The 26,750-nt window shown below is 70.2% G+C and carries 28 protein-coding genes and 2 tRNA genes; 15 read left to right on the top strand and 15 right to left on the bottom strand.

Annotated features, from left to right (window positions below):
• Window positions 1–8: 8 nt before the first annotated feature.
• The gene (mnmA, locus tag B2K11_RS05960) at window positions 9–1,106 is read left to right on the top strand and encodes a tRNA 2-thiouridine(34) synthase MnmA (RefSeq protein ID WP_163617316.1); all 1,098 of its coding nucleotides are present in this window, start codon (window positions 9–11) and stop codon (window positions 1,104–1,106) included.
• 107 nt (window positions 1,107–1,213) lie between these two features.
• On the top strand, window positions 1,214–3,547 hold the full coding sequence (gene ligA / locus B2K11_RS05955) for an NAD-dependent DNA ligase LigA (protein ID WP_163617315.1): 2,334 nt from the start codon (window positions 1,214–1,216) through the stop codon (window positions 3,545–3,547).
• A 93-nt stretch (window positions 3,548–3,640) separates the two neighbouring features.
• Here ligA and B2K11_RS05950 read toward each other — a convergent pair whose 3' ends face one another.
• Complete coding sequence (locus tag B2K11_RS05950; protein WP_163617314.1) at window positions 3,641–5,341, bottom strand: long-chain-fatty-acid--CoA ligase; 1,701 nt, start codon at window positions 5,339–5,341, stop codon at window positions 3,641–3,643.
• A 60-nt stretch (window positions 5,342–5,401) separates the two neighbouring features.
• Between B2K11_RS05950 and gatC the strand changes: the two genes are divergently transcribed.
• The 6 genes from gatC (at window position 5,402) to B2K11_RS05920 (ending at window position 11,094) form a co-directional block, all read left to right on the top strand.
• Window positions 5,402–5,701: an Asp-tRNA(Asn)/Glu-tRNA(Gln) amidotransferase subunit GatC gene (gatC, locus tag B2K11_RS05945; protein ID WP_163617313.1), complete on the top strand. Its 300-nt coding sequence runs from the start codon at window positions 5,402–5,404 to the stop codon at window positions 5,699–5,701.
• Window positions 5,702–5,711: 10 nt separating this feature from the next.
• Window positions 5,712–7,232, top strand: a complete 1,521-nt coding sequence (gene gatA / locus B2K11_RS05940; protein WP_163617312.1) for an Asp-tRNA(Asn)/Glu-tRNA(Gln) amidotransferase subunit GatA — start codon at window positions 5,712–5,714, stop codon at window positions 7,230–7,232.
• Entirely contained in the window at window positions 7,232–8,755 is a 1,524-nt protein-coding gene (gene gatB / locus B2K11_RS05935; protein ID WP_163617311.1) for an Asp-tRNA(Asn)/Glu-tRNA(Gln) amidotransferase subunit GatB, read from the top strand. Before gatA ends, gatB begins: the two co-directional genes overlap by 1 nt.
• A 102-nt stretch (window positions 8,756–8,857) precedes the next feature.
• Window positions 8,858–10,120, top strand: a complete 1,263-nt coding sequence (locus B2K11_RS05930) for a DNA polymerase IV (protein WP_163617310.1) — start codon at window positions 8,858–8,860, stop codon at window positions 10,118–10,120.
• 85 nt (window positions 10,121–10,205) lie between these two features.
• Complete coding sequence (locus tag B2K11_RS05925; protein ID WP_163617309.1) at window positions 10,206–10,526, top strand: hypothetical protein; 321 nt, start codon at window positions 10,206–10,208, stop codon at window positions 10,524–10,526.
• Window positions 10,527–10,590: 64 nt separating this feature from the next.
• Window positions 10,591–11,094: a hypothetical protein gene (locus B2K11_RS05920; protein ID WP_239525802.1), complete on the top strand. Its 504-nt coding sequence runs from the start codon at window positions 10,591–10,593 to the stop codon at window positions 11,092–11,094.
• 9 nt (window positions 11,095–11,103) lie between these two features.
• Here B2K11_RS05920 and B2K11_RS05915 read toward each other — a convergent pair whose 3' ends face one another.
• The 6 genes from B2K11_RS05915 to B2K11_RS05890 form a co-directional block, all read right to left on the bottom strand.
• On the bottom strand, window positions 11,104–11,598 hold the full coding sequence (locus B2K11_RS05915) for a DUF2017 family protein (RefSeq protein ID WP_239525763.1): 495 nt from the start codon (window positions 11,596–11,598) through the stop codon (window positions 11,104–11,106).
• Complete coding sequence (gene clpS, locus B2K11_RS05910; protein WP_239525761.1) at window positions 11,595–11,885, bottom strand: ATP-dependent Clp protease adapter ClpS; 291 nt, start codon at window positions 11,883–11,885, stop codon at window positions 11,595–11,597. Before clpS ends, B2K11_RS05915 begins: the two co-directional genes overlap by 4 nt.
• Before the next feature lie 8 nt (window positions 11,886–11,893).
• Window positions 11,894–12,244: a metallopeptidase family protein gene (locus B2K11_RS05905; RefSeq protein ID WP_204260020.1), complete on the bottom strand. Its 351-nt coding sequence runs from the start codon at window positions 12,242–12,244 to the stop codon at window positions 11,894–11,896.
• Window positions 12,245–12,300: 56 nt separating this feature from the next.
• Window positions 12,301–12,376 (bottom strand) — tRNA-His (locus B2K11_RS05900).
• A 37-nt stretch (window positions 12,377–12,413) separates the two neighbouring features.
• The gene (gene orn / locus B2K11_RS05895) at window positions 12,414–13,040 is read right to left on the bottom strand and encodes an oligoribonuclease (RefSeq protein ID WP_163617307.1); all 627 of its coding nucleotides are present in this window, start codon (window positions 13,038–13,040) and stop codon (window positions 12,414–12,416) included.
• A gap of 77 nt (window positions 13,041–13,117) precedes the next feature.
• Window positions 13,118–13,190 (bottom strand) — tRNA-Arg (locus B2K11_RS05890).
• 105 nt (window positions 13,191–13,295) lie between these two features.
• On the opposite strand from B2K11_RS05890, the gene B2K11_RS05885 reads away from it, so the two are divergent.
• Window positions 13,296–13,508: a methyltransferase gene (locus B2K11_RS05885; RefSeq protein ID WP_163617306.1), complete on the top strand. Its 213-nt coding sequence runs from the start codon at window positions 13,296–13,298 to the stop codon at window positions 13,506–13,508.
• A 42-nt stretch (window positions 13,509–13,550) separates the two neighbouring features.
• Here B2K11_RS05885 and B2K11_RS05880 read toward each other — a convergent pair whose 3' ends face one another.
• A complete protein-coding gene (locus B2K11_RS05880; protein WP_163617305.1) occupies window positions 13,551–14,156 on the bottom strand; it encodes a hypothetical protein in 606 nt (201 codons plus the stop codon).
• A gap of 62 nt (window positions 14,157–14,218) precedes the next feature.
• Here B2K11_RS05880 and B2K11_RS05875 point away from each other — a divergent pair, with 62 nt between their 5' ends.
• Window positions 14,219–15,643, top strand: coding sequence for a PLP-dependent aminotransferase family protein (locus B2K11_RS05875; protein WP_163617304.1), 1,425 nt, complete (start codon window positions 14,219–14,221; stop codon window positions 15,641–15,643).
• A gap of 24 nt (window positions 15,644–15,667) precedes the next feature.
• Here the strand turns inward: B2K11_RS05875 and B2K11_RS05870 are convergent, their stop codons facing one another.
• Window positions 15,668–15,931, bottom strand: coding sequence for a hypothetical protein (locus B2K11_RS05870; RefSeq protein WP_163617303.1), 264 nt, complete (start codon window positions 15,929–15,931; stop codon window positions 15,668–15,670).
• 230 nt (window positions 15,932–16,161) lie between these two features.
• On the opposite strand from B2K11_RS05870, the gene ssb reads away from it, so the two are divergent.
• From ssb to B2K11_RS05850, 4 genes are all read left to right on the top strand, one after another.
• On the top strand, window positions 16,162–16,704 hold the full coding sequence (gene ssb / locus B2K11_RS05865; protein ID WP_163617302.1) for a single-stranded DNA-binding protein: 543 nt from the start codon (window positions 16,162–16,164) through the stop codon (window positions 16,702–16,704).
• 95 nt (window positions 16,705–16,799) lie between these two features.
• Window positions 16,800–17,282, top strand: a complete 483-nt coding sequence (locus B2K11_RS20435; RefSeq protein WP_204260019.1) for a hypothetical protein — start codon at window positions 16,800–16,802, stop codon at window positions 17,280–17,282.
• 121 nt (window positions 17,283–17,403) lie between these two features.
• Window positions 17,404–19,083, top strand: a complete 1,680-nt coding sequence (ettA, locus tag B2K11_RS05855; protein WP_163617301.1) for an energy-dependent translational throttle protein EttA — start codon at window positions 17,404–17,406, stop codon at window positions 19,081–19,083.
• Entirely contained in the window at window positions 19,076–19,600 is a 525-nt protein-coding gene (locus B2K11_RS05850) for a thioesterase family protein (RefSeq protein WP_239525759.1), read from the top strand. Before ettA ends, B2K11_RS05850 begins: the two co-directional genes overlap by 8 nt.
• 3 nt (window positions 19,601–19,603) lie before the next feature.
• Here the strand turns inward: B2K11_RS05850 and B2K11_RS05845 are convergent, their stop codons facing one another.
• Window positions 19,604–20,464 carry an acyl-CoA thioesterase II gene (locus tag B2K11_RS05845; RefSeq protein WP_163617527.1) on the bottom strand — a complete coding sequence of 287 codons (861 nt, stop codon included), beginning with the start codon at window positions 20,462–20,464 and terminating at the stop codon, window positions 19,604–19,606.
• A gap of 112 nt (window positions 20,465–20,576) precedes the next feature.
• Between B2K11_RS05845 and B2K11_RS05840 the strand changes: the two genes are divergently transcribed.
• Window positions 20,577–21,254: a hypothetical protein gene (locus B2K11_RS05840; RefSeq protein WP_163617300.1), complete on the top strand. Its 678-nt coding sequence runs from the start codon at window positions 20,577–20,579 to the stop codon at window positions 21,252–21,254.
• Between the two features lie 39 nt (window positions 21,255–21,293).
• On the opposite strand, the gene B2K11_RS05835 is transcribed toward B2K11_RS05840, so the two are convergent.
• From B2K11_RS05835 to B2K11_RS05815, 5 genes are all read right to left on the bottom strand, one after another.
• Window positions 21,294–22,958, bottom strand: a complete 1,665-nt coding sequence (locus B2K11_RS05835; RefSeq protein ID WP_163617299.1) for an FAD-binding dehydrogenase — start codon at window positions 22,956–22,958, stop codon at window positions 21,294–21,296.
• Window positions 22,959–23,002: 44 nt separating this feature from the next.
• Window positions 23,003–23,545: a globin gene (locus tag B2K11_RS05830; RefSeq protein WP_163617298.1), complete on the bottom strand. Its 543-nt coding sequence runs from the start codon at window positions 23,543–23,545 to the stop codon at window positions 23,003–23,005.
• On the bottom strand, window positions 23,542–24,654 hold the full coding sequence (locus tag B2K11_RS05825) for a mechanosensitive ion channel domain-containing protein (protein ID WP_163617297.1): 1,113 nt from the start codon (window positions 24,652–24,654) through the stop codon (window positions 23,542–23,544). The genes B2K11_RS05830 and B2K11_RS05825 overlap by 4 nt, the downstream gene beginning before the upstream one ends.
• 91 nt (window positions 24,655–24,745) lie before the next feature.
• A complete protein-coding gene (locus B2K11_RS05820; RefSeq protein WP_163617296.1) occupies window positions 24,746–25,438 on the bottom strand; it encodes a response regulator transcription factor in 693 nt (230 codons plus the stop codon).
• Window positions 25,416–26,750, bottom strand: a complete 1,335-nt coding sequence (locus tag B2K11_RS05815; RefSeq protein ID WP_239525758.1) for a histidine kinase — start codon at window positions 26,748–26,750, stop codon at window positions 25,416–25,418. Before B2K11_RS05815 ends, B2K11_RS05820 begins: the two co-directional genes overlap by 23 nt.

Below are 26,750 nucleotides of genomic sequence, written 5' to 3'. Positions count from 1 at the left end.
CTGGACCCATGCGAATCCTTGCGGCCATGAGCGGCGGAGTGGACTCCGCGGTGGCGGCCGCGCGGGCCGTCGACGCCGGCCACGACGTCGTCGGCGTGCATCTGGCCCTCTCGAGGGCCGGCGGCACGCTCCGCACCGGCAGCCGCGGCTGCTGCACCATCGAGGACGCCATGGACGCCCGGCGCGCGGCCGATCGCCTGGGCATCCCGTTCTACGTGTGGGACTTCTCGGAGCGCTTCCGCGATGACGTCATCGACGACTTCGTGGCCGAGTACCGCGCCGGCCGGACGCCCAACCCCTGCATGCGCTGCAACGAGAAGATCAAGTTCGCCGCGCTCCTCGAGCGCGCGCTCGAGCTGGGCTTCGACGCCGTCTGCACCGGCCACTACGCGACGCTGGTCGACGGACCCCAGGGTCTCGAGCTGCACCGCGCGTCGGACGCTGCGAAGGACCAGTCCTATGTGTTGGGAGTGCTGAACGCCGAGCAGCTGGCCCACACCTACTTCCCGCTCGGTGCGACGCCGTCCAAGGCGCTCGTGCGGGCCGAGGCCGAGGAGCGCGGCCTCACGGTGGCGCACAAGCCCGACAGTCACGACATCTGCTTCATCCCCGACGGAGACACCCGCGGCTGGCTCGCCGACAAGGTCGGCGCCGAGCGCGGCGACATCCTCGACCGCACCGGCGCCGTCGTCGGCTCGCACGAGGGAGCCCATGCGTTCACGGTCGGCCAGCGCCGCGGCCTCCAGCTCGGCGTGCCGGCACCCGACGGCAAGCCCCGGTTCGTGCTCGAGGTGCGGCCGGTCTCGAACACCGTCGTCGTCGGGCCCAAGGAGGCCCTCGCCACCGCCGAGATCGCGGGGGAGCGGTACTCGTGGGCCGGCCGACCGCAACAGGCGGGGGAGTTCGCCTGCCACGTGCAGATCCGTGCCCACGCCGACCCGGTGCCCGCGTCGGCCACGCTCGCCGCGGGACTGTTGACAGTGGTGCCCGAGACGCCCTTCGACGGCGTCGCCCCGGGGCAGACGGCGGTACTGTACGACGGCACGCGTGTGATCGGGCAGTTCACGATCGATCGCACCGTCTCGGCCGTGCCGGTGGAGGCATAGAGGCGGGACGGATGCCGCGCCGCGGCGCTCACCCGCCGGGTTGGCCGTCGGGCGGTGTATCGCTCCGGCGCCTGGGTGCTGTCGGAGCCCGCTCCTAGACTGGCGGGGTGACGGATGCCGTACTTCCCGCAGACGCCGGTCTCGAGGCCGCGCGAGTCGAAGCCCAGGATCTGACCGAGCGCATCCTCGGCGCGCGTGACGCGTACTACGGGCGCAACGCGGAGATCGTCGACGACGCCACCTACGACGGATGGATGCGGCGGCTCGAAGAGATCGAGCACATGCACCCCGAGCTGCAGGGGCAGGACTCGCCCACCCAGACGGTGGGAGCCGCCGAGAGCTCGATGTTCGCGCCGATCGAGCACGCCGAGCGCATGCTCAGCCTCGACAACGTGTTCAGCGCCGAAGAGCTGCGGGAGTGGTGCGTCAAGGCCGAGGCGGCCGCGGGCAGGAAGGTGCGGTGGCTGACCGAGCTCAAGATCGACGGCCTCGCGATCAGCCTGCGTTACGAGCGCGGGGTGCTCACGTCGGCGGCGACACGCGGCGACGGCCGCGTCGGCGAGGACGTGACGATGAACGCCGTCCGCGTCGCCGGCATCCCGCAGCGCCTGGCCGGCACCGGCCACCCCGACATCGTCGAGGTCCGCGGCGAGGTGTTCATCCCCGTGGCGGCGTTCGCGCGGCTCAACGCGCTGCAGGCCGAGATGCGCGACCGCGCCGTCGACGAGACGCGAGCCCGCAGCAGGGCGTTCGACGAGGCGAAGGCGCGTGTCAGCGCCGAGCGCCGGTTCCCGTCGTTCGCGAATCCGCGCAACGCCGCGTCGGGCGGGTTGCGTCAGCAGCTCGACAAGAAGGACGGTCTGGAGCACGAGGCCGGGCAGGCCCGTCTCGACTCACTCCGGCTGTTCGTCCACGGCATCGGCGCGTGGAGCCGGCCCCCCGTCGACTCGCAGAGCGAGATCTACGCGCTGCTCGCGGAGTGGGGTCTGCCGACCAGCCCCTACTTCCGCACCACGGAGGACATCGACGGCGTGCTGGACTTCGTCGCGCACTACGGCGAGCACCGCCACGACGTGGAACACGAGATCGACGGCGTCGTCGTGAAGGTCGACGAGCTCGCGCTCCACGACGAGCTGGGCGCGACCAGTCGCGCTCCGCGGTGGGCGATCGCCTACAAGTACCCGCCCGAGCAGGTCAACACCACGCTGCTCGACATCGTCGTCTCGGTCGGGCGCACCGGTCGGGCGACGCCGTTCGCCGTCATGGCGCCCGCACGGGTCGCGGGGTCGGTGGTGCGGCAGGCGACCCTCCACAACCAGGACGTCGTCCGTGCGAAGGGCGTGCTCATCGGCGACACCGTCGTGCTCCGCAAGGCGGGCGACGTCATCCCCGAGATCCTGGGCCCCGTCGTCGAGCTGCGCGACGGCACCGAGCGCGAGTTCGTGATGCCCGCCGACTGCCCCGAATGCGGCTCGGCGCTCGCGCCGGCGAAGGAAGGCGACATCGACCTGCGCTGCCCCAACACGCGGGCCTGCCCCGCGCAGGTGCGCGGCCGCGTGGAGCACATCGGGTCACGCGGCGGCCTCGACATCGAAGCGCTCGGCGAGGTGACCGCTGCAGCTCTCACGCAGCCGTCGGTGCCCGACCTCCCACCCCTCGAGACCGAGGCCGGCCTGTTCGAGCTCACCCTCGATCAGCTCGTGCCGATCGAGGTGGTCGTGCGCGATGCCGAGACCGGCGAACCGCGCGTCGACGAGAAGTCCGGCGAGTTCGTCCGGCGGGCACCGTTCCGCCGCAACCCGTCGGCCGCTGAGAAGAAGGCGGGGGCGGTCGGTCCCCAGCCCTCGGCTCAGGCGATCACGCTGCTCGATCAGCTCGAGCGCGCGAAGACGAAGGAGCTGTGGCGATTCCTCGTCGCCCTGAACATCCGCCACGTTGGACCCGTCGCCGCGCGTGCTCTCGCGCAGTGGTTCGGGTCGGTCGAGGCAATCCGCGGGGCGTCGCGCGACGAGCTCGCCGGCGTCGAGGGCGTCGGCGGAATCATCGCCGACTCGCTCATCGACTGGTTCGAGGTCGACTGGCACCGCGAGATCGTCGAGCGCTGGGCCGCCGCCGGCGCGCAGTTGGCGACGCCCGGTCATCCCGGCCCGGGTGCGGCCGTCAGCACCGGGGGAGTGCTCGCGGGCCTCACCGTAGTGGCTACGGGCTCGCTCGACGGGTACAGCCGCGAAGGGGCTCAGGAGGCGATCCTCAAAGCCGGTGGCAAGGCGGCCTCGAGTGTCTCCAAGAAGACCGACTTCGTGGCCGCGGGGCCGGGCGCCGGATCCAAGCTCGCGAAGGCGGAGGAGCTCGGCATCCGCATCCTCGATGCCGCCCAGTTCCACGTGCTGGTCACCGAGGGACCGGCAGCGCTCGACGCTCTCGCATCCGACGCGGGGTAGCGGGAGCGCTGAAGGGGCGCGGCGGTTCCACGCTCGACGTCGCTGCGGACCGGTTCTCCCATCGCCCCGACGAGCGCTCCGTCGGGCGTCGGTTCACGCTCCGGTCGTGAGCGTGAGCAGGCGGTCGCGCACCTGTCGGCGCAGCACCTTGCCGATGAGGGACTTCGGGAGCTCGTCGACCACGTAGATCCGCCGGGGCACCTTGTACGGCGTCAGGATGCCGCGGGCGAACTCGCGCACGACCTCGACATCCACGTCCTCGCCCGGGGTCAGCACGATGGCCGCGATCACGTCCTCCCCGGAATGCTCGCTGGGCAGGCCGACGACCGCGGCGTCTTCGACGCGAGGGTGCTGGCGCAGGGCGATCTCGACCTCCGTCGGAGCGACGTTGAAGCCGCCCGTGATGATGAGCTCTTTGATGCGGTCGACGATGCGCACGAATCCGGCGTCATCGATGGTGACGATGTCCCCGGTGCGGAACCAGCCGTCGGCGAAGACCGCCTCGGTCTCCTCCGGCTTGCCGTAGTAACCGCCGAACACCTGGGGGCCGCGCACCACGAGTTCGCCCCGCTCGCCGGCGGGGACATCCTTGGTCGGGTCGTCGGGATCGACCACCCGGCACTCAGTGCCGGGCAGCGGAAGACCGACCGTGCCCGGTACGCGGTTGTCCGCGACGGGGTTCGCCATCAGCACCGGCGAGCACTCGCTGAGCCCGTAGCCCTCGACGAGGAAGCCTCCGGACGCCGCTTCGAACGGCACGACGAGCTCGTGCGGCAGCGCCATCGCCCCCGAGATGGCGACTTCGGTGCCCTCGAGCGAGACACCCTTCTCTCGTGCGGCCTTGAGCAGGCGGTCCGCGATCGGCGGGACGAGGGGAAGGAAGGTCGCCGGATGCTTCTTGGCGACGTCGAGCACCATGTCGGGGTCGAAGCGGGGGAACAGCACGAGCCGGGCGCCCATGGACATCGCGAACGTGAGGCAGAGCGTCAGTCCGTAGGCGTGGAACATCGGCAGCACGGCGTAGACGACGCATCCGTCTCCGCGCACGATCGAGGGCACCCACGCGCGCGCCTGCGCGGCGTTGGAGAGCAGGTTCCGATGCGTGAGCGCTGCACCCTTCGGCGTGCCGGTGGTGCCGCTCGTGTACTGGATGAGGGCGAGGTCGTCGGTCGCGGGGCGGGGATGGGATGCCGGCAGCGGCGCCGTGCCGACGATCTGCTCCCACGACACCGTGCCCGACACGCGTTCGGTGAGCGCCGCGCGTGACTCGCGCGCCCTCGCAATGGGGAGCTTGAGAGCCAGCCGGGTGCTGAGGGGCATGGCCTTGATCACGTCGACAGACACGAGGCCCGTGACCGCCAGGTCGGCGGGGAACTCCTGCACGGTGGCCACGACCTTGGTCCACACGATCGCGTGCTTCGCTCCGTGGTCCTCGAACTGCTTGCGGAGCTCCCGGGGCGTGTACAGCGGGTTGTGCTCGATGACCACGGCGCCCAGCCGCAGGATCGCATAGAAGGCGACGATGTGCTGCGGGCAGTTCGGCAGCACGATCGCGACGGGGTCGCCCGCCTTCACGCCGAGCTCTCGGAGCCCTGCGGCCGCGCGCTCGATCTGCTCGTGCAGCGAGCGGTACGACGTCTCGCGCCCGAAGAACTGCAGGGCCGCGGCATCCGGGTAGTCGCGCGCGGATGCGTCCACGATGTCGACGAGCGAGCCGGTGACGGGCACGAGGTCCTCGGGAACGCCTTCGGCGTAGCTGGCGATCCAGGGGCGCGGCGGGTCGTAGGTCGTCACGCGATCAGCCTACGCCGGGACCGCCGTGGGGCCGGGCCGCGGCCCCGGTAGGCTGGGGAGGTGTCTGAAATCACCCCCGATCTCGTGCGCCATCTCGGTGTGCTCGCCCGGATCCAGCTGAGCGACGAGGAGGTCGAGCGCCTGACCGGCCAGCTCGACGCGATCGTCGACAACATCGCCAAGGTCTCCGAGGTCGCCACACCCGATGTCGCCGCCACCAGTCACCCGATCCCGCTCGAGAACGTGTTCCGGCCGGACGTTCCGGGAGACCTGCTGACGCCCGCGCAGGTGCTGCAGAACGCACCGGATGCTGCGGACGGCCGCTTCCGTGTGACAGCGATCCTCGGCGAAGAGCAGTAAGGGGCCCCACGTGACCGATCTCACGAAGCTGAGCGCTGCCGCGCTCGCAGACAAGCTCGCCGCCCGCGAGGTGTCCAGCGTCGAGGCGACGCAGGCGCACCTCGACCGCATCGCGGCGGTGGATGCCGACGTCCACGCCTTCCTCCACGTCAACGAGCACGCGCTCGACGTGGCTGCCGACATCGACCGCCGCCGTGCGGCCGGTGACGACCTCGGTCCACTCGCCGGCGTGCCGCTCGCCATCAAGGACGTCCTGGTGACGACGGACATGCCGTCCACCAGCGGGTCGAAGATCCTCGAGGGCTACATGTCGCCCTACGACGCGACCGTGGTCTCACGCTCGCGCGCGGCGGGCCTCGTCCCGCTCGGCAAGACGAACATGGACGAGTTCGCGATGGGCTCCTCGACCGAGCACTCCGCGTACGGTCCGACGCGCAACCCCTGGGACCTCACGCGCATCCCCGGCGGCTCGGGCGGCGGCTCGGCGGCCGCGGTCGCGGCGTTCGAGGCGCCCCTGGCTCTCGGCTCCGACACCGGCGGGTCGATCCGCCAGCCTGCCCACGTGACCGGCACGGTCGGCATCAAGCCGACCTACGGCGGTGTCAGCCGTTACGGAGCGATCGCTCTCGCATCGAGCCTCGATCAGGTCGGCCCGGTGACCCGCACCGTGCTCGACGCCGGGCTCCTGCACGACGTCATCGGCGGGCACGACCCGCACGACTCGACGTCGCTGGCGCACGATTGGCCGTCCTTCGCCGCGGCCGCCCGCGAGGGAGCCAGCGGCCAGGGGCTCAAGGGCCTCAAGGTCGGTGTGATCCGCGAGCTTCCCGACAGCGGCTTCCAGGCCGGCGTGTCGGAGTCGTTCCGCGCGGCGCTGGCCGCCATGGAGGCGCAGGGCGCCGAGATCGTCGAGATCAGCGCGCCGCACTTCGAGTACGGCGTCGCCGCGTACTACCTGATCCTCCCGGCCGAGGCATCCAGCAACCTCGCCAAGTTCGATTCCGTGCGCTTCGGGCTCCGCGTGGACGTTCCCGGCGGCACCGTCGAAGACGTCATGGCCAAGACCCGCGACGCCGGCTTCGGCGACGAGGTGAAGCGGCGCATCATCCTGGGCACCTACGCGCTGTCGGCGGGATACTACGACGCCTACTACGGCTCGGCGCAGAAGGTCCGCACGCTCATCCAGCGCGACTTCGCCGAGGCGTTCGCGCAGGTCGACGTCATCGCGACGCCCTCGGCGCCGACCACGGCGTTCCGGCTGGGCGAGAAGATCGACGACCCGCTGCAGATGTACCTGAACGACGTGACGACGATTCCGGCGAACCTCGCCGGCGTGCCCGGCATCTCCATCCCGTCCGGCCTCGCCGCAGAAGACGGCCTGCCGGTCGGCATCCAGTTCCTGGCGCCTGCGCACGAAGATGCGCGCCTTTATCGCGTGGGTGCGGCGCTCGAGGCACTGCTGGTCGACTCGTGGGGCGGCCCGATCCTGGACAGGGCCCCGGCCCTCGGCGCGAACGGAGGCGTCCGCTGATGGCGAAGGACAAGCTGCTGGACTTCGACAAGGCCCTCGAGCTCTTCGAGCCCGTGCTCGGGTTCGAGGTGCACGTCGAACTGAACACCGAGACCAAGATGTTCTCGGCCGCCGCGAACCCCGCAAACTCGGCCAATCACGACGCGGCGCCCAACACGCTCGTTGCACCCGTCGACATGGGGCTCCCGGGCGCGCTGCCGGTCGTCAACGAGACGGCGGTGCGCTACTCGATCAGCCTCGGACTGGCCCTCGGCTGCTCGATCGCCCCGTCGAGCCGTTTCGCGCGGAAGAACTACTTCTACCCCGACCTCGGCAAGAACTATCAGATCTCGCAGTACGACGAGCCGATCGCGTTCGAGGGGTCCGTCGACATCGAGCTCGCCGACGGCGAGATCGTGACGGTTCCGATCGAGCGCGCGCACATGGAAGAGGATGCCGGCAAGCTGACGCACGTCGGCGGCTCGACCGGCCGCATCCAGGGCGCCGAGTACTCGCTCGTCGACTACAACCGCGCGGGCGTGCCACTGGTCGAGATCGTGACCAAGCCGATCTTCGGCGCCGAGCACCGTGCGCCGGAGATCGCCAAGGCCTACGTCGCCACGATCCGCGACATCGTGATCGCGCTCGGCATCTCGGAGGCCCGGATGGAGCGCGGCAACCTCCGCTGCGACGCGAACGTCTCGCTGCGCCCCCGTGGCCAGGAGAAGCTCGGCACCCGCACCGAGACGAAGAACGTCAACTCGATGCGTTCCGTCGAGCGCGCGGTGCGCTACGAGATCCAGCGTCAGGCGGCGATCCTCGCCGCGGGCGGCACGATCACGCAGGAGACCCGGCACTGGCACGAAGACACCGGCACCACGTCGCCGGGCCGTCCCAAGTCGGACGCCGACGATTACCGGTACTTCCCGGAGCCCGATCTGCTGCCGGTCGCCCCCCCGATCGAGCTGATCGAAGAGCTCCGCGCGGCGCTGCCCGAGCCGCCGGCCGCGCGCCGCCGCCGGCTGAAGACGGAGTGGGGCTTCACCGACCTCGAATTCCAGGATGCGGCCAACAGCGGCATCCTTCCCGAGATCGCTGCGACCGTCGCGGCTGGTGCGTCGCCCGCGTCCGCACGCAAGTGGTGGACCGGCGAGATCGCGCGCCTCGCCAAGGTGCAGGGCCGCGAGGCGTCCGAGCTGGCCACGCCCGCCGAGGTCGCCGCGCTTCAGGCGCTGGTCGACGCGGGCACGCTCACCGACAAGCTGGCGCGCCAGGTGCTCGAAGGCGTGATCGCCGGCGAAGGCTCGCCGCAGGAGGTCGTGGACGCCCGCGGGCTCGCGGTGGTCTCTGACGACGGGGCGCTGATCGCGGCCATCGACGAGGCGCTCGCCTCGCAGCCCGACGTGCTGGCGAAGATCCGCGACGGCAAGGTGCAGGCAGCCGGTGCGGTCATCGGCGCCGTCATGAAGGCCATGCAGGGGCAGGCGGATGCCGCACGCGTGCGCGAGCTGGTGCTCGAGCGGGCGAGCGCGACCGGCGCGTAGGCACTGATCCAGGTGCACACACCTGCGTGAACCGAGAGGGCGGACCCGGCCGGGTCCGCCCTCTCGATTTCGATGTCGGCGGCTGCTGCGAGAATGGATCATATGGGGCGTGGTGACGGATCCGGGCGTCTCGTCTCGCCGGAGAACGCCGACGACACCGGTGCCGGCATCCTGCACGTCGATATGGATGCGTTCTACGCCTCGGTGGAGCAGCTCGACGACCCGTCGCTGCGGGGCAAGGCGATCATCATCGGCGCGCCCGAGAGCAGGTCCGTCGTCTCCAGCGCTTCGTACGAGGCCCGCCGCTTCGGCGTGCGATCGGCGATGCCGGTCAGTCAGGCGCTCCGCCTGTGTCCGACCGCGATCGTCGTCCCGCCGCATTTCGAGCGCTACCTCGAGATGTCGGCGCAGGTCATGCGGATCTTCCGCGACGTCACACCGCTCGTCGAGCCGCTGTCGATCGACGAGGCGTTCCTCGACGTGCGCGGAGCGCGCCGGATGTGGGGGAGTCCCGGGCGGATCGCACGCATGCTGCGCCAGCGGGTGCTCGACGAGACGGGGCTCACCTGCAGCATCGGAGCCGCCGCGACGAAGCACGTCGCGAAGATGGCCTCCACCATCAGCAAGCCCGACGGACTCCTCGTCATCGCTGAGGCCGACACGGCGGCGTTCCTCGCCCCGAGATCGGTGCGTGCGCTGTGGGGCGTCGGTCCGAAGGCCTCGGAGGCTCTCGAGGGCCGGGGCATCCGCACCATCGCCGACGTGCTCGAGGCACCGCGCGAGTTGCTTGATCGAGCCCTGGGTCCGGCGATGGGCGATCGTGTCTGGCACCTGGCCCGCGGCATCGACGCCCGCCACGTCGACACCGGGCGTGTCGAGAAGAGCGTGGGTCACGAAGAGACGTTCCATCACGACATCGCAGACACAGCGGTGCTGCGTTCGGAGCTGCGCCGGCTGGCCGACCGGGTCGGCGCGCGGCTGCGCGGCAACGGCTGGGAGTCCTCGACCGTGGCGATCAAAGTGCGCTTCGCGGACTTCACAACGATCTCCCGCTCGCAGACCCTGGTCGAGCCCACGGCGGTGGGCCAGCGGATCGGGGATGCCGCACTCGAACTGTTCGCGTCGGTGGATCGCGCACTGCCCGTGCGTCTGATCGGCGTGCGCGCCGAGAAGCTGCGTCCCGCCGGAGCGGCGGCGCCCACGCTGTGGGACGACGACGCCGGCTGGCGGCGCATCGAGGATGCGCTCGACGGCGCGGCCGCGAAGTTCGGCCGCGGCGCCGTCACGCGCGCCACCCTGCTCGGCACGCGCGGCGGCGGCACCATCCCCACGAGTCCACCTGCGCCGCGGCTCGACCAGGGCTGACGAGCCGGGCGGTGCGTTCTGCCGGCTCTGGGCGGTGTTGCGGCGGCAGCTGTGCCGGAGCGCCCGCGCCCGCTACCGTTGACCCATGCCCAACATCGCACTCGAACTCGGCCAGCAGTCCGCCTCCTTCGGCGTGAAGAGCGCATACGGCGAGCAGCAGGACGTCGACGGCGTCCGCATCATCCCTGTCGCCCTGACATGGTCGGGCTTCGGCGGCGGCTCCGACGAGGCGGGAAACGGCGGGGGCGGCGGGGGCGGCTGGGCGATCCCGGTCGGCGCCTATATCCGCCGCGGCGACGACCTTCGCTTCGAGCCGAACCTCATCGCGCTGCTCACTGTCGCGGTCCCGTTCGTGTTCTTCGCCGGCCGCGCGCTCAGCCGTGTCATCCGCGCCCTCAAGAAGTAGCCCTGACGCGGTCGGCAACTCGCTCGCCATCGCCGTCGACCAGATCACCAGGGCGATCGCGGGGGTGGCGGCATCCAATCCGGTCATCCTCATCGATGGCCGCAGCGGTGCCGGCAAGTCCTCCCTGGCGCGTGCGCTCGTCGCTCAGTGGCCACTGCGGGGGCGTGTGCAGGTCGTGGCGCTGGATTCCGTCTACCCCGGCTGGGATGGCCTCGACGACGGCGTGGAGCTGGCGAGAGAGCTGATCCTCACACCGCATGCGCGTGGCCTCGTAGGTGTCTGGCAGCGCTGGGACTGGACGGTCGGCGAGCCGGCGGAGGCACACGCGGTCGATCCCTCGCTGCCTCTGATCGTCGAGGGCGCCGGCCTGCTCACACCGGCGACGGCCCGCCTCGGGGACGTTCGGGTGTGGCTCGAGTCACCCGCCGCGTCGCGCAAGCAGCGCGCTCTCGCGCGTGACGGGGAGGCCTTCCGCCCGCACTGGGAGCGATGGGCGCGGCAGGAGCAGCGGCATGTCGCACGCGACGATCCGATGCGCCTCGCGACGCTGGTCTTCCCGGTGCCCTGAGCTCGCTCGTCAGCGGTCGAGGTCGAGCGCGGCAACGAGACCGTCCAGCCGGTAGCCGATCCAGTCGTAGATGCCGAAGCGGGGATCGGTGACGTCATGGTCGTCTTCCGCCTCGATGCCGAGCCTGGTCGCCAGAACGAGCCGGACCGCCGCGAGAGTGCGGAGCCAGGCCTGCGCCGAGGGGTACTCGAGTCGGATCTCGACCTGCTCCAGGAGGGCCGGGTCTTCGGGGTCCTCGGGAATCCGCGCCGCGTCCTGGAGGGAGGCGAGGACGACGGCCGCGTCGGCGGCCCGCCGATCGAGGAGGTCTGACTGGGTCAGCGCGCGGAACTCGCGTGCTGCCTCTGCATCGTCGGAATAGGCGGCGGGCACGAGCCTGGCGAGCGCCGGATCGCCGTCCTCGGGAGCCGAGTCCCGGAGCAGCTCGCTGAACTGCCCGACCAGGCTCGCGAGGTGCGCAGCCTCCAGTCGGGTGATCTCCATCGCTACGGTCCGTCCGCTCATGACGGCTCCTGTCGCACGGTCGCCCACAGGCCGTAGTCGTGCATGGCCTGCGCATGCAGTTCCATCTGCTCCCGTGCACCCTGGGCGACCACGGCGTGGCCCTCGTTGTGCACAGCGAGCATGAGACGCTCCGCCTCGGCGCGGGGAAGGCCGAAGTACTCGCGGAACACATGGGTGACGTAGCTCATGAGGTTGACGGGGTCGTCCCATACGACGGTCTGCCAGGGACGGACAGGATCGATCCGCGCCGCGATGTCGACCTCATGGTCCACGGTGGGAGTGGCCACCGGCGTCTTCACGCCCACCCCAGCTCGTGCAGACGGGCGTCGTCGATCCCGTAGAAGTGGGCGATCTCGTGCACCAACGTCGTGTGCACCTCATCGCGCAGCTCATCCTCGTCGTCGCACGTCGCCAGGTGCGGCTCGCGATAGACGATGATGCGGTCGGGCAGCTCTCCCACACCGTAGCGCTCGCGTTCTGTCAGCGCCCACCCGTCATACAGCCCCAGCAGGTCGAGGCTGCCGTCCTCCGGGCGGTCCTCGACGACGAAGACGACGTTGTCGAGGCCCTCCACCATGTCGTCGGGGAGCGCGTCCAGCTCGTCGGTCACCAGCTGCTCGAACGTCGCGGCATCCATCTCCATCATGATGCCCCGCTTCTACGCGAATGGGGCGCGTGAGACGCGCCCCATTTCGAAGGAATTGGGGTGAGTAACGGGACTCGAACCCGCGACATCCGGCACCACAAGCCAGCGCTCTACCAACTGAGCTATACCCACCATGTCTCCCGCCTGAGCGGGCAACCCAACGATTCTCTCACACCTCTGGGGCAAACGACGACACGACGGCGGCCGCTGCTGCGCGCGCGCCGTCGCTCGTCGGGCCGGGCTCGGGGACGAACACCGCCTGGCGGTAGTAGGCGAGCTCGCGGATCGACTCGACGATGTCGGCGAGGGCGCGGTGGCCGCCGTCCTTCGCCGGCGCGTGGATGTACGCGCGGGGGTACCAGCGGCGCGAGAGCTCCTTGATGCTCGACACGTCGACGTTCCGGTAGTGCAGCCAGCGGTCGACACGCGGCATGTACTTCGCCAGGAACATCCGGTCGGTGCCGATGGTGTTGCCCGCGAGGGGCGCTTTGCCCTCGAGGGGGACGAAGCGCTGGATGTACTCGAGAACCTGGAACTCGGCATCCGCCAGGCTCACGCCGTGGGGGATCTCGTCCAGGAGGCCGGACGAGCGATGCATGTTGGTCACGAACTCGTTCATGTTCGCCATCGCCGAGTCGTCAGGCTTGATCACGACGTCGAAACCGGGGTCGAGCGCCCGCAACTCGAAGTCGGTGACGACAACGGCGATCTCCACCAACTCGTCGACGCCCAGATCGAGGCCCGTCATCTCGCAGTCGATCCACACCAGACGATCGTTCTCGGATGCACCCACCATGCGCTCCATCCTTGTCGCAAGTTCAGACATCCCATGGGCCTGAACCAGGGTTCCAGCTCTCACGCCGGTCCCGTCAGCCCCTCCGGGAGGATTCGAACCCCCGACCTTGCGGGTAGAAACCGCTCGCTCTGTCCCCTGAGCTACGGAGGGAAGGGTGTTTCCACACTACCGGGTCGCGCCACGCGGTCGCGGACGCTGGCGCTTGTCCCGGGCTCGGCGTAGCGTCGGCATCGGAGGCATCGAAAGGAGTTCACCATGAGCACCGCACAGACGCACCACGCGCTCTGGATCGCCTACGGCGGATCAGGCGTCGCCGGAAGCATCCGCAAGGACGACGACGGCTACACCGTCACGATGGCGGGGGCCGATCACGTCGCAGGGACGTACCCCACGATGGAGATCGCCAAGAGCGCGCTGCATTCGCGGATGGCGCCCGGAAGCGACTGGCCTCAGTTCCGCGAGCACTGAGCGACCTCGCGGGGGGGACTTGTTGTTCTCCCGCTGGACGCTTCACGCCGGCTGGTGCGAGACGGCTTCTGTCTTGCGGCGCGTGTCGAACAGCGGCAGGGCGACGTGGACGAGCGGGCCGATCAGCACCGCGAAGAGCACCGTTCCTATGCCGACCGTGCCGCCGAGCAGCCAGCCCACGAGCAGCACTGACAGCTCGACCAGCGCTCGACAGAGCCAGATCGGCCAGCCCAGTCGCGCGTTCAGACCGGTCATCAGGCCGTCACGGGGGCCGGGACCGAAGCGCGCCCCGATGTAGAGACCGGACGCGAGCGCGACGAGCAGGATGCCGGCCAGCAGCGTCGCCAGCTGTGCGACGAAACCCGTCATCGGCGGGATGAGGTCGAGCACGATCTGCATGCTGGTGCCGACGAGGAGGATGTTCGCGATCGTGCCGATGCCGGGCTTCTGGCGCAGCGGGATCCACAGCAGCAGCACGAAGAAGCCGACGATGTTGGTGATCCAGCCGATTCCGATCCCCGTTCGCACGGACAGACCCTGGGCGAAGACGGTCCACGGGTCGACGCCGAGGCCCGCCTCGACTGTCAGGGCGCAGCCGGCCCCGTAAAGGAAGAGACCGACGAGCAGTTGGACGATTCGGCGTGGCATCCATCCATCCAATCTCATGATTGGTATGTCGGGTGCAGTCCAATATGACTATCATGGCTCCCATGGATTCGCGGATGTCGGCGCGCGCGCTGGCTCAGTCGCTGGGCGGATGGCGCACGAGGGAGCCTGCGTACGAAGCATTGGCCGACGGCATCCGTCTGCTGTGTCTGGACAACCGGCTGGCGCCGCGAACGACACTGCCCGCCGAGAGAGAGCTGGCCGGTGCCCTGCACGTGAGTCGCAGCACCGTCGCGGCGGCTTACCGCAGCCTCCGCGAGACCGCCCACATCGCAAGCCTTCGCGGATCGGGCAGCGTGACACTGCCGCTGAGGCGCCGGGACCCCGGCCGGGTCGAGGCGGTGGACGGCATGATCGATCTTCAGCAGGCCAGTCCGCCCGCGTGGCCCGGCCTCGCCGGGATCATGACACAGACGGCCGCGAACGCATCGGCGCTGGTCTCACGCGTGGGCTACGACGTGCTCGGGCGCATCGAGCTTCGCGAGGCCATTGCGCGCCGTTACACCGAACGGGGCGTCCCGACGCATCCGGACGAGGTGCTCGTGACGACCGGTGCGCAGAGTGCGATCCATCTCGTGTCGTCGGTGCTGATCGGTCGCGGTGACCGCGTCCTCGTCGAGACGCCCACCTATCCGCACGCCGCGGACGCGCTGCGCCGCGCGGGAGCGCGACTCGTCGGCGTCCCGGTGACGACGGATGACGGGTGGGACGTCGATCGCGCCGAGCAGGCGTTCGCGCGCACGTTGCCCGTGATGGCATACCTCATGCCCGACTTCCAGAATCCGACCGGACGCAGCATGACGGCGCACGAGCGGCAGGCTCTGCTCGCTGCGGGGGAGCGTTCGGGCTCGGTGCTGGTGCTCGACGAGACGACAGCGGATCTCGACATCGACCGCGGCGTGCTCGCGCCGGGCTTCGACTCAGCCGAGCCCGGGACCGTGGTCCGGATCGGCTCGCTGGGCAAGACGGTGTGGGGAGGGCTGCGCCTCGGCTGGGTGCGTGCCGACGGTGAACTGATCGGCCGACTGGTTGCGGCGCGGCCGGCACACGACCTCGGAACACCCGAGTTCGAGCAGGCGATCGCCACCCGCCTCCTCGCCCACTTTGACGAGATCGTCCTGCAGCGCTCGCAGCTGCTCCGCGCGGGGCGCGACGCGCTGGTGGACACGCTGCGGTCGGTGCTGCCGTCGTGGGATATCCCGGTCGTGCACGGGGGAGTCTCGCTGTGGATCGAGCTGGGCTCACCCCTCAGCTCCGCGCTCGTCATGGAGGCGCGATCACACGGGCTCCTGCTCAGCGCGGGGCCGCGGTTCTCGGTGGAGGGCGGACACGAACGCCATCTGCGGGTGCCGTTCACCGCGCCGCCCGAAGAGATGGTGCGGGCCGCGAGCGTGCTCGGCGAGGTCTGGGCGGCGGTGCGGGCGGGTGCGCCGTCTTCGCTCGTGGAGCGGGTCGGCTCCGTCATCTGATTCCGCCCGTGCGGGCGGCTCGGCTCATCGCGCGAGTCGCAGGCACTCGACCGCCTCGTCGGCGCTCCAGAACTCGCCGATGTCGCGGAAAGCCTGCGAGGGCCTGTGGAAGCGGCGTGCCCGGAAGCGGATGTCGCCGGCATGCGGCACCTGCTGCAGATGGCCGATGACGATGCCGGCGCGGTCCAGCACGCGCCACAGCGAAGGGGCCGCGGCGACGAGGCGCACGCGCGAGTGCGAGGTGAGTGTCGGCGTGCCGGCTGATCGAGCTTCGATGACGGTGGTCATGGTTCCTCCTTCCGCTCGAACATAACTACGGCTTCCGACATCGTCCGGGCGGGCGGTCTCCGGCGATTCCTCCCCAGGTGACGGTTCGCTCGAGCTGTCCCCAGATCGCCGCCGGTTCGGACTGGGCACGGCCTCTGCCCGGCAGGCTGATCCCACCGCCGGCGTCCTCGGGCACGGGGCGCCGGCGGTACCACCGGGGAAGGTCCCCGGGACGACAGATGGGACACGACATGAGTGACAGAGGCGACACGATCACGATCACGGGCAACGTGGCCACACCTCCGGAGTTGAAGCGGACGTCGAGCGGCGTGGCGATCGCCACGTTCCGCGTCGCGAGCGGCCAGCGGCGCTACGACCGCGAGGCAGGGGCATGGTCCGACGCCGGCACGAACTGGTACACGGTGTCGGCCTTCCGCACGCTGGCCGATCACGCGTACCGATCGCTGCAGAAGGGCGATCGCGTCATCCTGACCGGTCGCCTGCGTCTGCGTGAATGGGACAACGGCACTCGTCGGGGGACGGCGATCGAGATCGATGCCGAGGCGATCGGGCACGATCTCCTGTGGGGGACGACGACGTTCATGAAGGATTCGCACGTCGCCGTGACGGATGGCGCAGACCACGCGGCGCAGGGATCCGGGGACGACGCATGGGCGGCGCCCGGTGTCGACGCTTCTCCGTCGGGCACCGAGGGTGGGAGCACCGAGCCGCTCCTGGTCGGTGCCGGGTCGGGAGTGTCTTCATCGACGGGCGGCGGCGAGACGCCGTTCTGAGCGTTCAGCCTGCGCGGGGCCGGCGGCCCTAAACTCTCTCCGTGGCCCGAGACCTCCCGCCCCGCGCTCGCTCTGAAGCCCGGCAGCGTCTTGCCTTGCTGGCGCTCGCAGCGATCCTGCTCGCCGGCGCGTTGACGGCATGCACCCCCGTGACCACTCCTGACGCGACGCCGTCACCGACGATCACATCGACGCCCGATCAGTCGGGCGCTGCTCCGACGCCGGCACCGACGACGGCACCCGAACCGGCCCTCGTGTCAGATGGCACTGCGGCGGACAATCTGCCCCTGTTCACGTCGGTGACCGCCGCCGTGTGGGAGTCATCGGACCGAGCGGCCGGACGAGCGTACGTGGACGCGCTGACGGCAGCCGGGTTCGACAAGGCGGCGATGCAGGTGACGAACGATCAGACGACGGTCGGCAACCCGGCCGAGAGCATCCAGTTCGCCGTGCGCTGGGGCGACGAGTGCCTGATCGGCCAGGTCGGCCCGGAGACCGGGAATCCCGTCACCGTGGTGATGCCGGTGCTGGCCGAGGGAGCCTGTCTCATCGGCGAGACACGACCCATCGACTGGTGAGGCGCTGCCGCTCGATCCTTCGACGGGCCGCGGCCGCCGCTCGCCACCGTGGAGTCCGTCTGCCACAGGGCCGGTAGGCTGAGACGCTGACGTCTGAAGTCCGAGGAGAGCAGAAACCCGCATGGCTGAGTACATCTACTCCATGGTCCGAGCCCGCAAGGCCGTCGGCGACAAGCTGATCCTGGACGACGTCACCATGGCGTTCCTTCCGGGCGCCAAGATCGGCATGGTCGGCCCGAACGGCGCCGGCAAGTCGACGATCCTGAAGATCATGGCAGGCCTCGACACGCCGTCGAACGGCGAGGCGAAGCTGAGCCCCGGATTCAGCGTCGGCATCCTGATGCAGGAGCCTGAACTCGACGAGACCAAGACCGTGCTGGAGAACATCCAGGACGGCATCGCGATCAAGGCGAAGGTCGACCGCTTCAACGAGATCTCGGGGCTGATGGCCGATCCCGATGCAGACTTCGATGCGCTCCTGGCCGAGATGGGAGTGCTGCAGGAGGAGATCGACGCCGCCGACGCGTGGGACCTCGACTCCCAGCTCGAGCAGGCGATGGATGCGCTGCGCACCCCTCCGGGCGAGGCCGAGATCGGCCCGCTGTCGGGCGGTGAGAAGCGCCGCGTCGCGCTCACCAAGCTGCTGCTGCAGAAGCCCGACCTGCTCCTGCTCGACGAGCCCACGAACCACCTCGACGCCGAGAGCGTGCTCTGGCTCGAGCAGCACCTGCAGAAGTACCCCGGCGCCGTGATCGCGATCACCCACGACCGGTACTTCCTCGACAACGTCGCCGAGTGGATCGCCGAAGTCGACCGGGGCCGTCTCATCGGGTACGAGGGCAACTACTCGACCTACCTCGAGAAGAAGGGCGAGCGTCTCGCGATCCAGGGCAAGAAGGACGCGAAGCTCGCCAAGCGTCTCGCCGAGGAACTGGACTGGGTGCGATCGAACGCGAAGGGTCGTCAGGCGAAGTCCAAGGCGCGCCTGGCCCGCTACGAGGAGATGGCGTCCGAAGCCGACCGCACGCGCAAGCTCGACTTCGAGGAGATCACGATCCCGCCGGGGCCGCGCCTGGGCAGCATCGTCATCGAGGCGAAGAAGCTCCAGAAGGGCTTCGACGGCCGCTCGCTCATCGACGGCCTGAGCTTCAGCCTGCCGCCGAACGGCATCGTGGGCGTCATCGGCCCGAACGGTGTCGGAAAGACGACGCTCTTCAAGACGATCGTCGGCCTCGAGCCGCTCGATGGCGGAGATCTCAAGATCGGCGAGACGGTCAAGATCAGCTACGTCGACCAGTCGCGCTCGAACATCGACCCGAACAAGACCCTGTGGGAGGTCGTGTCGGACGGCCTCGACATCATCACGGTCGGCAAGACCGAGATCCCGTCGCGCGCGTACGTGTCGAAGTTCGGCTTCAAGGGACCCGACCAGCAGAAGAAGGCGGGCGTGCTGTCGGGTGGTGAGCGCAATCGCCTCAACCTCGCGCTGACCCTCAAGGAGGGCGGAAACCTGCTGCTCCTCGACGAGCCGACCAACGACCTGGATGTGGAGACGCTCCAGTCTCTCGAGAACGCCCTGCTCGAGTTCCCGGGCTGCGCGGTGGTCATCACGCACGACCGGTGGTTCCTGGACCGCATCGCGACCCACATCCTCGCCTACGAGGGCACCGACGAGGACCCCGACAAGTGGTACTGGTTCGAGGGCAACTTCGAGGCCTACGAGGCCAACAAGATCGAGCGTCTCGGCGCCGACGCGGCACGCCCGCACCGCACCGCCTACCGCAAGCTCACGCGTGACTGACACCGGCGATGGGACGGTCGCACCCGCCGCGAACGGTCGCCGCCTGCACGTCCCCATCCACCTGCGGTGGGGAGACCTCGACGCGCTCGGGCACGTCAACAACACCTCAATGCTCAAGCTGCTCGAAGAGGCGCGCCTGCGCGCCTTCTGGCGACCTGAAGACGGGACGGATGCCGCGGCCACCGCGGTCTTCGACATGTCGGTCCTCGAGGGTGGCGGCTCGCGGGCGACGCTCGTCGCACGGCAGGAGATCGAGTACCTGCGCCCTGTGCCCTACGGACAGAGGCCGCTGGACGTGCAGCTGTGGGTCGGCCGCATCGGCGGCTCGAGCGTGGAGGTCTGCTACGAGGTGTTCAGCCCCGCGGGCGAGCAGGCGCAGGTCATGTACGCCCGAGCCTCGGCCGTCGTCGTCCTGGTGGACACCGCCAGCGGCCGGCCGACGCGATGGGGAGCGGCCGAGCGAGACGCGTGGGCGCCGTTCGTCGGCGAGCCCATCGTGTACGCGAAGCGCCGCTGAAGATCAGCCCCGGCGCTCCTCGGCGTCGGGTACGCGGACCATGATCTCCTGCGCGACGCTCGCGAGCAGCGTGCCGTCCGCGGCGTAGATGCGTCCGGTCGCGAGTCCCCGGCCGCCTCGGGCGCTCGGCGACTCCTGGACGTACAGCATCCATTCGTCGACGCGGCCGAAGCGGTGCCACCACATCGCATGATCCAGACTGGCCACCTTGAGCCCGGGCGTGGCCCACGAGACGCCGTGCGCACGCAGGATCGACTCCTGGATGGTCAAGTCGCTCAGGTAGGCGAGGGCCGCGCGGTGGACCGCGGGCGTGTCGGGGATCGGCCGTCGGATCCGCATCCACACGGCCTGTCGCGGGACCTGTTCGGCCCCCGCTGCGACATAGATGGGCGAGGGGATGTGACGCAGGTCGACCGGCCGATCGGTGAACAGTCGCTTCGACATCGGATGCAGGCCCCGCAGTTGCGACTCGATGTCGGGAAGCTCGTCCGGGCCGGGCAGCCCTTCGGGCATCGGCTCCTGGTGCTCGAGGCCGGGGTCCTCGTCCTGGAAGGACGCGATCATGGAGAAGATCGGCACCCCCTCCTGGTACGCCTGCGTGCGCCGTGTCGAGAAGGATCGCCCGTCGTGGATGCGGTCGACCGAGAAGGTGATGCCTTTGGCGGAGTCGCCCGGTCGGAGGAAGTAGCCGTGCATCGAGTGCACGATCCGCTCGTCCGGGATCGTGCGCGACGCGGCGACGATCGACTGCGCCAGCACCTGACCGCCGTAGACCCGGCCGAGCGGCATGGACTGCGAGGCCCCGGTGAAGATGTCCTCGGTGGTCCGCGCATCCGAGGCGCTGAGATCGATCACCGACAGCATCGACGCGACCGGATCGGTCTCGGGAGCCGCCTCGGCGTTCGGCTCGGCATCCACGGGTGCTCCTCTCCGGGGCGGCGGCCGCCCGCAGGTCCGCTTGGTAGCTTAGAGGGCCATGTCCCCGCGCCTGTTGCTCGCCGATCCCGATTCCGCCGCCGACGCCCTGACCTTCGCCGGGCGTGCAGCGCGCTTCACCGTGGAGGGGGTTCGGCTGCAGGCTTCCTCAGGCGTGCTGGCCATGACCGCAGCTCCCCTCGCCCCGCGCGGCTTCGGCGATCCGACGCCCACCGTGCTTGCTCTGCGCACTCTCTCGGCCGACCCCGAACTGGTGTGCGATCTGGTGGTCGAGGCATCCGCACTCGCCGCCGCTCCTGACGACCCCCGCGCGCTTTCGCTGCCCGAGACCGCGCTGTCACCGGCCTGGGCCGGCATCACGCCGCCACGCACCGGATGGGACGCCCGGCCCGGCATCGATGCGTCGACCCTGGCGGCGAAAGCGCAGGGCGGCATCGCGCGTGTCGCGGACGCGGTGCCGACGGATGCCGGCGAAGACGTCGTACGGACGGTGCGCGCCGCGGTGTGGGGCGTGCCGGACGACGACCTCGGCGGCCTGCCGCTCGGCGTCGCCTTCGCGGCGCTCAGCCTCGGGTTCATCAGCGGCCGCGAGACCGCCCGCGTGTTCGGGAGCGGACCGTGGACCCGCGTGAGCCTCACGCGCGGGCACGTGCTCGTGCGGGGACCGGTGGCGACCGGACTCACACCGGTGCGCCGGACGGGCTCCTCGGCCGTCTGACGCCGACGTGATCGGCGATCAACTCGACGGTCGAGTTCGTCACACCGCGGCGGCCGCCGCGCGCCCGGCCACGCGCCCCGAGAAGAGGCATCCGCCGAGGAACGTGCCCTCCAGCGCGCGATAGCCGTGCACGCCGCCGCCGCCGAAGCCGCTCGCCTCGCCCGCGGCGTACAGCCCGGGCACCGGCTCGCCGCCGGCGCCGAGCGCGCGGGCGGACAGGTCGGTCTCGATGCCGCCCAGGGACTTGCGCGTCAGCACGTGCAGCTTCACCGCGATGAGCGGCCCGGACTTGGGGTCCAGGATCCGGTGCGGCGTCGCAGTGCGGATGAGTCGATCGCCACGGAAGGCGCGGGCCGACCGCAGCATGGCGATCTGCGCGTCCTTCGTGAAGTCGTTGTCCATCTCGCGGTCGCGCGCTTCGACCTCGAACCGCACGCGATCGCCGTCCAGCGCATCGCCGCCCGGGAGGGCCCGCATACCCGCGATCAGCTCGTCGAGGGTGTTGCGCACGACGAAGTCGGCGCCGTGGTCCATGAAGGCCTGCACCGGTCCGGAAGCGCCCTTGCCCAGGCGCGACTTTGCGAGCAGACGCACGTCCTTGCCGGTGAGATCGGGGTTCTGCTCGCTGCCCGAGAGTGTGAACTCCTTCTCGATGATCTGCTGCGACAGCACGAACCACGAGTGGTCGTACCCGGTGGCGCGGAGGTGCGCCAAGGTGCCGAGCGTGTCGAAGCCGGGGAAGAGGGGCACCGGCAGGCGGTTGCCGGTCGCATCGAGCCAGACCGACGACGGCCCTGGGAGGATCCGGATGCCGTGATCCGGCCACACCGGGTCCCAGTTCTGGATTCCCTCGACGTAGTGCCACATGCGATCGCCGTTGATGAGGCGGGCGCCCGCCGCCTCGCTGACGGGCTGCAGCGAGCCGTCGACGTAGGCGGGGACTCCGGTGACCATCGTCTCCGGGGGAGTGCCGAGGCGCTCCGGCCACCAGCGGCGGACGAGGTCGTGGTTGCCGCCGATGCCGCCGGACGACACGATCGTCGCACCGGCGGTGATCGCGAACGCGTCGACGACCTCTCGGGAGCTCGCCACACCCCGCGCGGCTCCGGATGGGGCGAGCACGTCGCCCTCGGCACCGGTGACGGTGCCGTTCTCGACGGTCAGCGATGCGACGCGGTGGCGCGGCAGGATCGTCACGCGCCCGTCCGCCTCGCCGGCCTCGACGGCGGCCTGGAAAGGGGCGACGACGCCCGGCCCGGTGCCCCAGGTGACATGGAACCGGGGTACGGAGTTCCCCGGACCCGTGGCCGAGTAGCCGCCACGCTCCGCCCAGCCCACGATCGGGAAGAAGCTGACGCCCTTCTCACGCAGCCAGGCACGCTTCTCCTCGTGCGCGAACTGCAGGTATGCCTCGGCCCAGCGGCGGGGCCAGAGGTCCTCGTCGCGATCGAATCCGGCATTGCCCAGCCAGTCCTGGCGCGCGAGCTCGAGCGAGTCGTGGATGCCGAGCCGGCGCTGCTCCGGCGAGTCGATGAAGAAGAGCCCGCCGAACGACCACCACGCCTGGCCTCCGAGATTGGACCGCGGCTCCTGGTCGACGATCGTGACGCGTTTGCCGGCAGCCACGGCCTCTGCCGTGGCGACGAGACCGGCGAGGCCCCATCCGATGACGAGGATGTCGGTGTGGTGGGTGGCGAGGGGCATGTCGACTCCTTCGTCGGCGGCGGGGTTGGGGGAAGAGCGGGTGGTCAGCCGGTGTGGCCGGGCGACGCGGGCGGTGCGGCCGTCATGGGCAGACCGGTCGCGTTGCGGGCACCCGCGGCGGGTCCGATGCCCGAGGGCTCGAAGGTGTTCACCATCGCGTACGCGGCACGCTGCAGGTAGTCCCAGAGCGTGACCTCGTGAAGCGGTGGCAGGTGCAGCTCGTCGACGGCAACGCGCATGTGGGCGAGCCAGCGGTCGCGCGCATCGGGGTCGACATGGAACGCCGCGTGACGCATCCGCAGGCGCGGGTGGCCGCGCTCCTGGCTGTACGTCGTCGGCCCACCCCAGTACTGCTCGAGGAAGAGGGTGAGGCGCTCCTTGGCCGGCCCGAGGTCCTCCTCGGGATACATCGGCCGCAGCACCTCGTCGTCCGCGATGCCTCGGTAGAACGCGTCGACGAGACGCACGAAGGTCTCGTGCCCGCCGATCTCGTCGTAGAAGCTCAGCGGCGCGGCGGGCGGATCCACGCGACCGGAGTCTCCGTGCGTCGCGCCAGCGGGGGGCGGCGGGGTGGTGGGGTCCGTCATGAGGTTCCTCCGGGAGTCGTGCCCGGCTCGTCGCCGGTCGCCGGCGACGAGGGCTTCTTGCTGGTGCGCTTGGGCTTCCAGACGGGGCGTTCGGTGGTGGACGCGACGGGCGTGGGCTTCGTCTTCGGGGGGTTGGCGCCCCGCACGCGCTGAGCACCCTCGAGCCCCGTAGGCATGACGGCGGTGAGCGCGGGGAGGGTGATGCCCATGTCGTCGATCGTGTGCTTCAGGCGGACGCGCAGCTCGCGGGCGACGTCGTCCTTCGCGTTGGCGCGCGTCTTCATGACGAGGCGGATGACGAGGGCGTCGCCCGAGATCGACTCGAGGCCCCAGACCTCGGGCTGCTCGAGGATGCGCGTGCGCCACTTGGGGTCCTTCGCCAGCTCCTTGGCCGTGTCGAGCATCGCCTTCTCGACCTCGGCGATGTCGGAGTCGGCGGCCACCGACAGGTCGAGGATCACGCGAGACCAGCCCTGCGAGAGATTGCCGATGCGGGTGATCTCGCCGTTACGGACGTACCAGAGGGTGCCGTTGACGTCGCGGACGTGCGTCACGCGCACGCTCACGTACTCGACGATGCCGGTGGCGAGGCCGAGGTCGACGACGTCGCCGATCCCGACCTGGTCCTCGGCGACGATGAAGATGCCGTTCAGCACGTCCTTCACGATGTTCTGCGCGCCGAAGCCGAGACCGGCGCCGATGGCGGCGGTGAGGAGGGTCAGCGACCCGAGTGCAGTGGGAGCCAGGACATTCAGGATCAGCAGCAGCGCGATGATGACGATCGAGACGTTCACGATGTTGCCGAGGATCGAGCCCAGCGTTCGCGTGCGCTGCACGAGTCGCACCGATGCGAGGGGGGACCGTTCCAGCGCCTGCGTGTCGTCGACGTTCGCCTTGTTCTTCGCGCCGTTGACGATGCGGTTCACCACACGGTGGATGACGAGGCGCAGGATCCAGGTGACCACCAGCGCGCCCACGATGATGCTGAAGACCGTCAGCAGGTTCCATCCCGCGTCGGCGAAGAACGAACCGACGCCCTGCCAGAATTCCGCATCCGTGATGTCGACGGACTCTTCAGGGGGCGGCGTGGTCGTGTCGAAGGGGATCATCGTGTCGATCCTAATGAGCGACGCCCGAGCATCCGCCGAGTGGAGGATCCCGTGGCGAGCGGGAGCCTGCGGCGCGTGCGGCTTCGCGGCATCAGCCTGTCAGTCCGGAATCAGGAGGGACGACACCCAGGCGATGGGCGAGGATCACCGCGTGGACGCGATCGCGTGCACCCAGCTTCGCGAGCACGCGCCCGACGTGGGTCTTCACCGTGGATTCGCTGACGAACAGCTCGGCGCCGATCTCGGCGTTGGTGAGCCCGCGTGCCAGTGCGACGAAGACTTCGTGCTCGCGCTCGGTGAGGTCGTTCAGACGCTCATCGGTCGCGGCATCCGACGGGAGACGGTCGCCGAACATCTCGAGCATCCGGCGCGTGACGCGTGGCGCCAGGACGGCGTCACCGCCGTGCGCGGCCCGGATCGCGCCGGTGAGCTGGTGGGGGTGGGCGTCCTTGAGGAGGAACCCGCTCGCCCCAGCGCGCAGCGCCGCGAATGCGTACTCGTCCAGGTCGAAGGTGGTCAGCACGACGATGCGGACGTGCGGATGCTCCGCCACGATGCGCCGCGTGGCTTCGAGGCCGTCCATCCGCGGCATCCGCACGTCCATCAGCACCACGTCGGGACGAGCGGTGTCCACCGCCGCGACGGCCTCGATGCCGTCCGCCGCGTCGCCGACGACGACGAGATCCGGCTCGGCCTCGAGCACGAGCCGGAACCCGAGCCGGATCAGCTGCTGATCGTCGACAAGCAGCACGCGGATCGGCTCAGCCACGGTCGGCTCGGTCATCGTCGGTTCGGTCACCGTCTGCGCGCTCCTGGTCTGCTCGGTCGTCGTCGGGTCGGTCATCGTCTGCGCCCGTCGGCAGCTCGGCGGTGAGACGCCAGACACCGGGCGCGGCGGGCCCGGCGATCACTGTGCCGCCGAGGGTGGCGACGCGCTCCTGCAGGCCGCGCAGGCCCCAGCCCGCACCGGCCGACTCGGCTTCGGGCTGGGCGCCGTCGTTCTCCACCACGATCCGGACACCGGCCGGAGCATAGTCGGTGATGACCCGGATGAAGCTCCCGTCCCGCGAGTACCGCATGGCGTTGGTGATGGCCTCCTGCACGACACGCAGGATCGCGAGCCGGTGCGCGGCCGGCACGGCCGGGTCGCCGGAGACCGAAAGCGTCGCGGGGAAGCCGGCCGCCCGGGCGGCTTCGATGACGTCGTGGAGCGATGCCTCGAGGAGCGGCCCGAGCGGCGCCTCGCTCTCGGAGCCCGCGGCGCGCAGCACGCCGAGCATCATCCGCATCTCGGAGAGCGCCTCGCGGGCGGTCGCCGCCACCGCCCGGCTCGCCTCTCGCGAGCGCACAGGATCCGCCGTGGCGTTCGCGCCTTCCGCGAGGGCCACGATGACGGTCAGCGAATGGGACACGATGTCGTGCATCTCCCGGGCGATGCGCGCACGCTCGGACGCGGCGGCGAGCTCGGCCTGCTGGTCCCGCTCCACGAGCAGCTGACGGGACCGGTCGATGAGCGCACTGAGATAGCGGCGACGGTTGCCGACGTTGATGCCGACGAGCGCGCCGAGCAGGAGCATCACCACTGTCATCACATCGACGTTGATCTGAGTGCCGGCCTGTGACGGCTGCGCGAGCACGAGTGCGATGCTGTGGAGCGCGATCAGTGCGGCAGCGCAGCCGAACGCGATCCAGCAGGCCCGCACGCCGCGGTAGACGGCGACGGAGTACATCGCTATCAGCGACACGGGGCCGCTCAGCGCGGCCGCGAGCGCGGGGTCCATGACCAGGACCGGAAGCAGGGTGATCGCGAAGACCGTGAGCGGCCAGCGCCGCCGCCACACGAGTGCCGCGCAGCCGAGGAGCGCGAGCGCGATTCCGGTCCCGGTCATCCAGGGATCGATCGGCTCCGGCAGGGACGAGCGCGCTATGACGGCGGGCACCGAGAGGAGGAGCGCGACGACGGCGATCAGGATGTCGGTGCCGAGCGGATGCCGCGCCCAGAACTGTCGGAACACCCCGGGCGGCTTCGGCAGACGCAGCTCGTCCTCGGCCGAGAGTCTCTCCCGGCCGAGGACGATGTCTGGGCGTTCGAGCAC

Source organism: Microbacterium sp. B35-30 (assembly GCF_010634855.1).
In the GTDB taxonomy this organism is placed as follows: domain Bacteria; phylum Actinomycetota; class Actinomycetes; order Actinomycetales; family Microbacteriaceae; genus Microbacterium.
Note: the sequence above shows the minus strand (reverse complement) of the source record. Positions and strands in the feature narration are given on the sequence as shown.

What these genes read in the sequence shown, in the direction of transcription:
- mnmA (WP_163617316.1), top strand. Translation starts at nt 9, where the DNA reads ATGCGAATCCTTGCGGCCATGAGCGGCGGAGTGGACTCCGCGGTGGCG.
- gatB (WP_163617311.1), top strand. Translation starts at nt 7,232, where the DNA reads ATGGCGAAGGACAAGCTGCTGGACTTCGACAAGGCCCTCGAGCTCTTC.
- B2K11_RS05930 (WP_163617310.1), top strand. Translation starts at nt 8,858, where the DNA reads ATGGGGCGTGGTGACGGATCCGGGCGTCTCGTCTCGCCGGAGAACGCC.
- B2K11_RS05925 (WP_163617309.1), top strand. Translation starts at nt 10,206, where the DNA reads ATGCCCAACATCGCACTCGAACTCGGCCAGCAGTCCGCCTCCTTCGGC.
- B2K11_RS05915 (WP_239525763.1), bottom strand. Translation starts at nt 11,598, where the DNA reads ATGAGCGGACGGACCGTAGCGATGGAGATCACCCGACTGGAGGCTGCG.
- B2K11_RS05905 (WP_204260020.1), bottom strand. Translation starts at nt 12,244, where the DNA reads ATGATGGAGATGGATGCCGCGACGTTCGAGCAGCTGGTGACCGACGAG.
- orn (WP_163617307.1), bottom strand. Translation starts at nt 13,040, where the DNA reads ATGGTGGGTGCATCCGAGAACGATCGTCTGGTGTGGATCGACTGCGAG.
- B2K11_RS05885 (WP_163617306.1), top strand. Translation starts at nt 13,296, where the DNA reads ATGAGCACCGCACAGACGCACCACGCGCTCTGGATCGCCTACGGCGGA.
- B2K11_RS05880 (WP_163617305.1), bottom strand. Translation starts at nt 14,156, where the DNA reads ATGCCACGCCGAATCGTCCAACTGCTCGTCGGTCTCTTCCTTTACGGG.
- B2K11_RS05875 (WP_163617304.1), top strand. Translation starts at nt 14,219, where the DNA reads ATGGATTCGCGGATGTCGGCGCGCGCGCTGGCTCAGTCGCTGGGCGGA.
- B2K11_RS05870 (WP_163617303.1), bottom strand. Translation starts at nt 15,931, where the DNA reads ATGACCACCGTCATCGAAGCTCGATCAGCCGGCACGCCGACACTCACC.
- ssb (WP_163617302.1), top strand. Translation starts at nt 16,162, where the DNA reads ATGAGTGACAGAGGCGACACGATCACGATCACGGGCAACGTGGCCACA.
- ettA (WP_163617301.1), top strand. Translation starts at nt 17,404, where the DNA reads ATGGCTGAGTACATCTACTCCATGGTCCGAGCCCGCAAGGCCGTCGGC.
- B2K11_RS05845 (WP_163617527.1), bottom strand. Translation starts at nt 20,464, where the DNA reads ATGCTGTCGGTGATCGATCTCAGCGCCTCGGATGCGCGGACCACCGAG.
- B2K11_RS05840 (WP_163617300.1), top strand. Translation starts at nt 20,577, where the DNA reads ATGTCCCCGCGCCTGTTGCTCGCCGATCCCGATTCCGCCGCCGACGCC.
- B2K11_RS05835 (WP_163617299.1), bottom strand. Translation starts at nt 22,958, where the DNA reads ATGCCCCTCGCCACCCACCACACCGACATCCTCGTCATCGGATGGGGC.
- B2K11_RS05830 (WP_163617298.1), bottom strand. Translation starts at nt 23,545, where the DNA reads ATGACGGACCCCACCACCCCGCCGCCCCCCGCTGGCGCGACGCACGGA.
- B2K11_RS05825 (WP_163617297.1), bottom strand. Translation starts at nt 24,654, where the DNA reads ATGATCCCCTTCGACACGACCACGCCGCCCCCTGAAGAGTCCGTCGAC.
- B2K11_RS05820 (WP_163617296.1), bottom strand. Translation starts at nt 25,438, where the DNA reads ATGACCGAGCCGACCGTGGCTGAGCCGATCCGCGTGCTGCTTGTCGAC.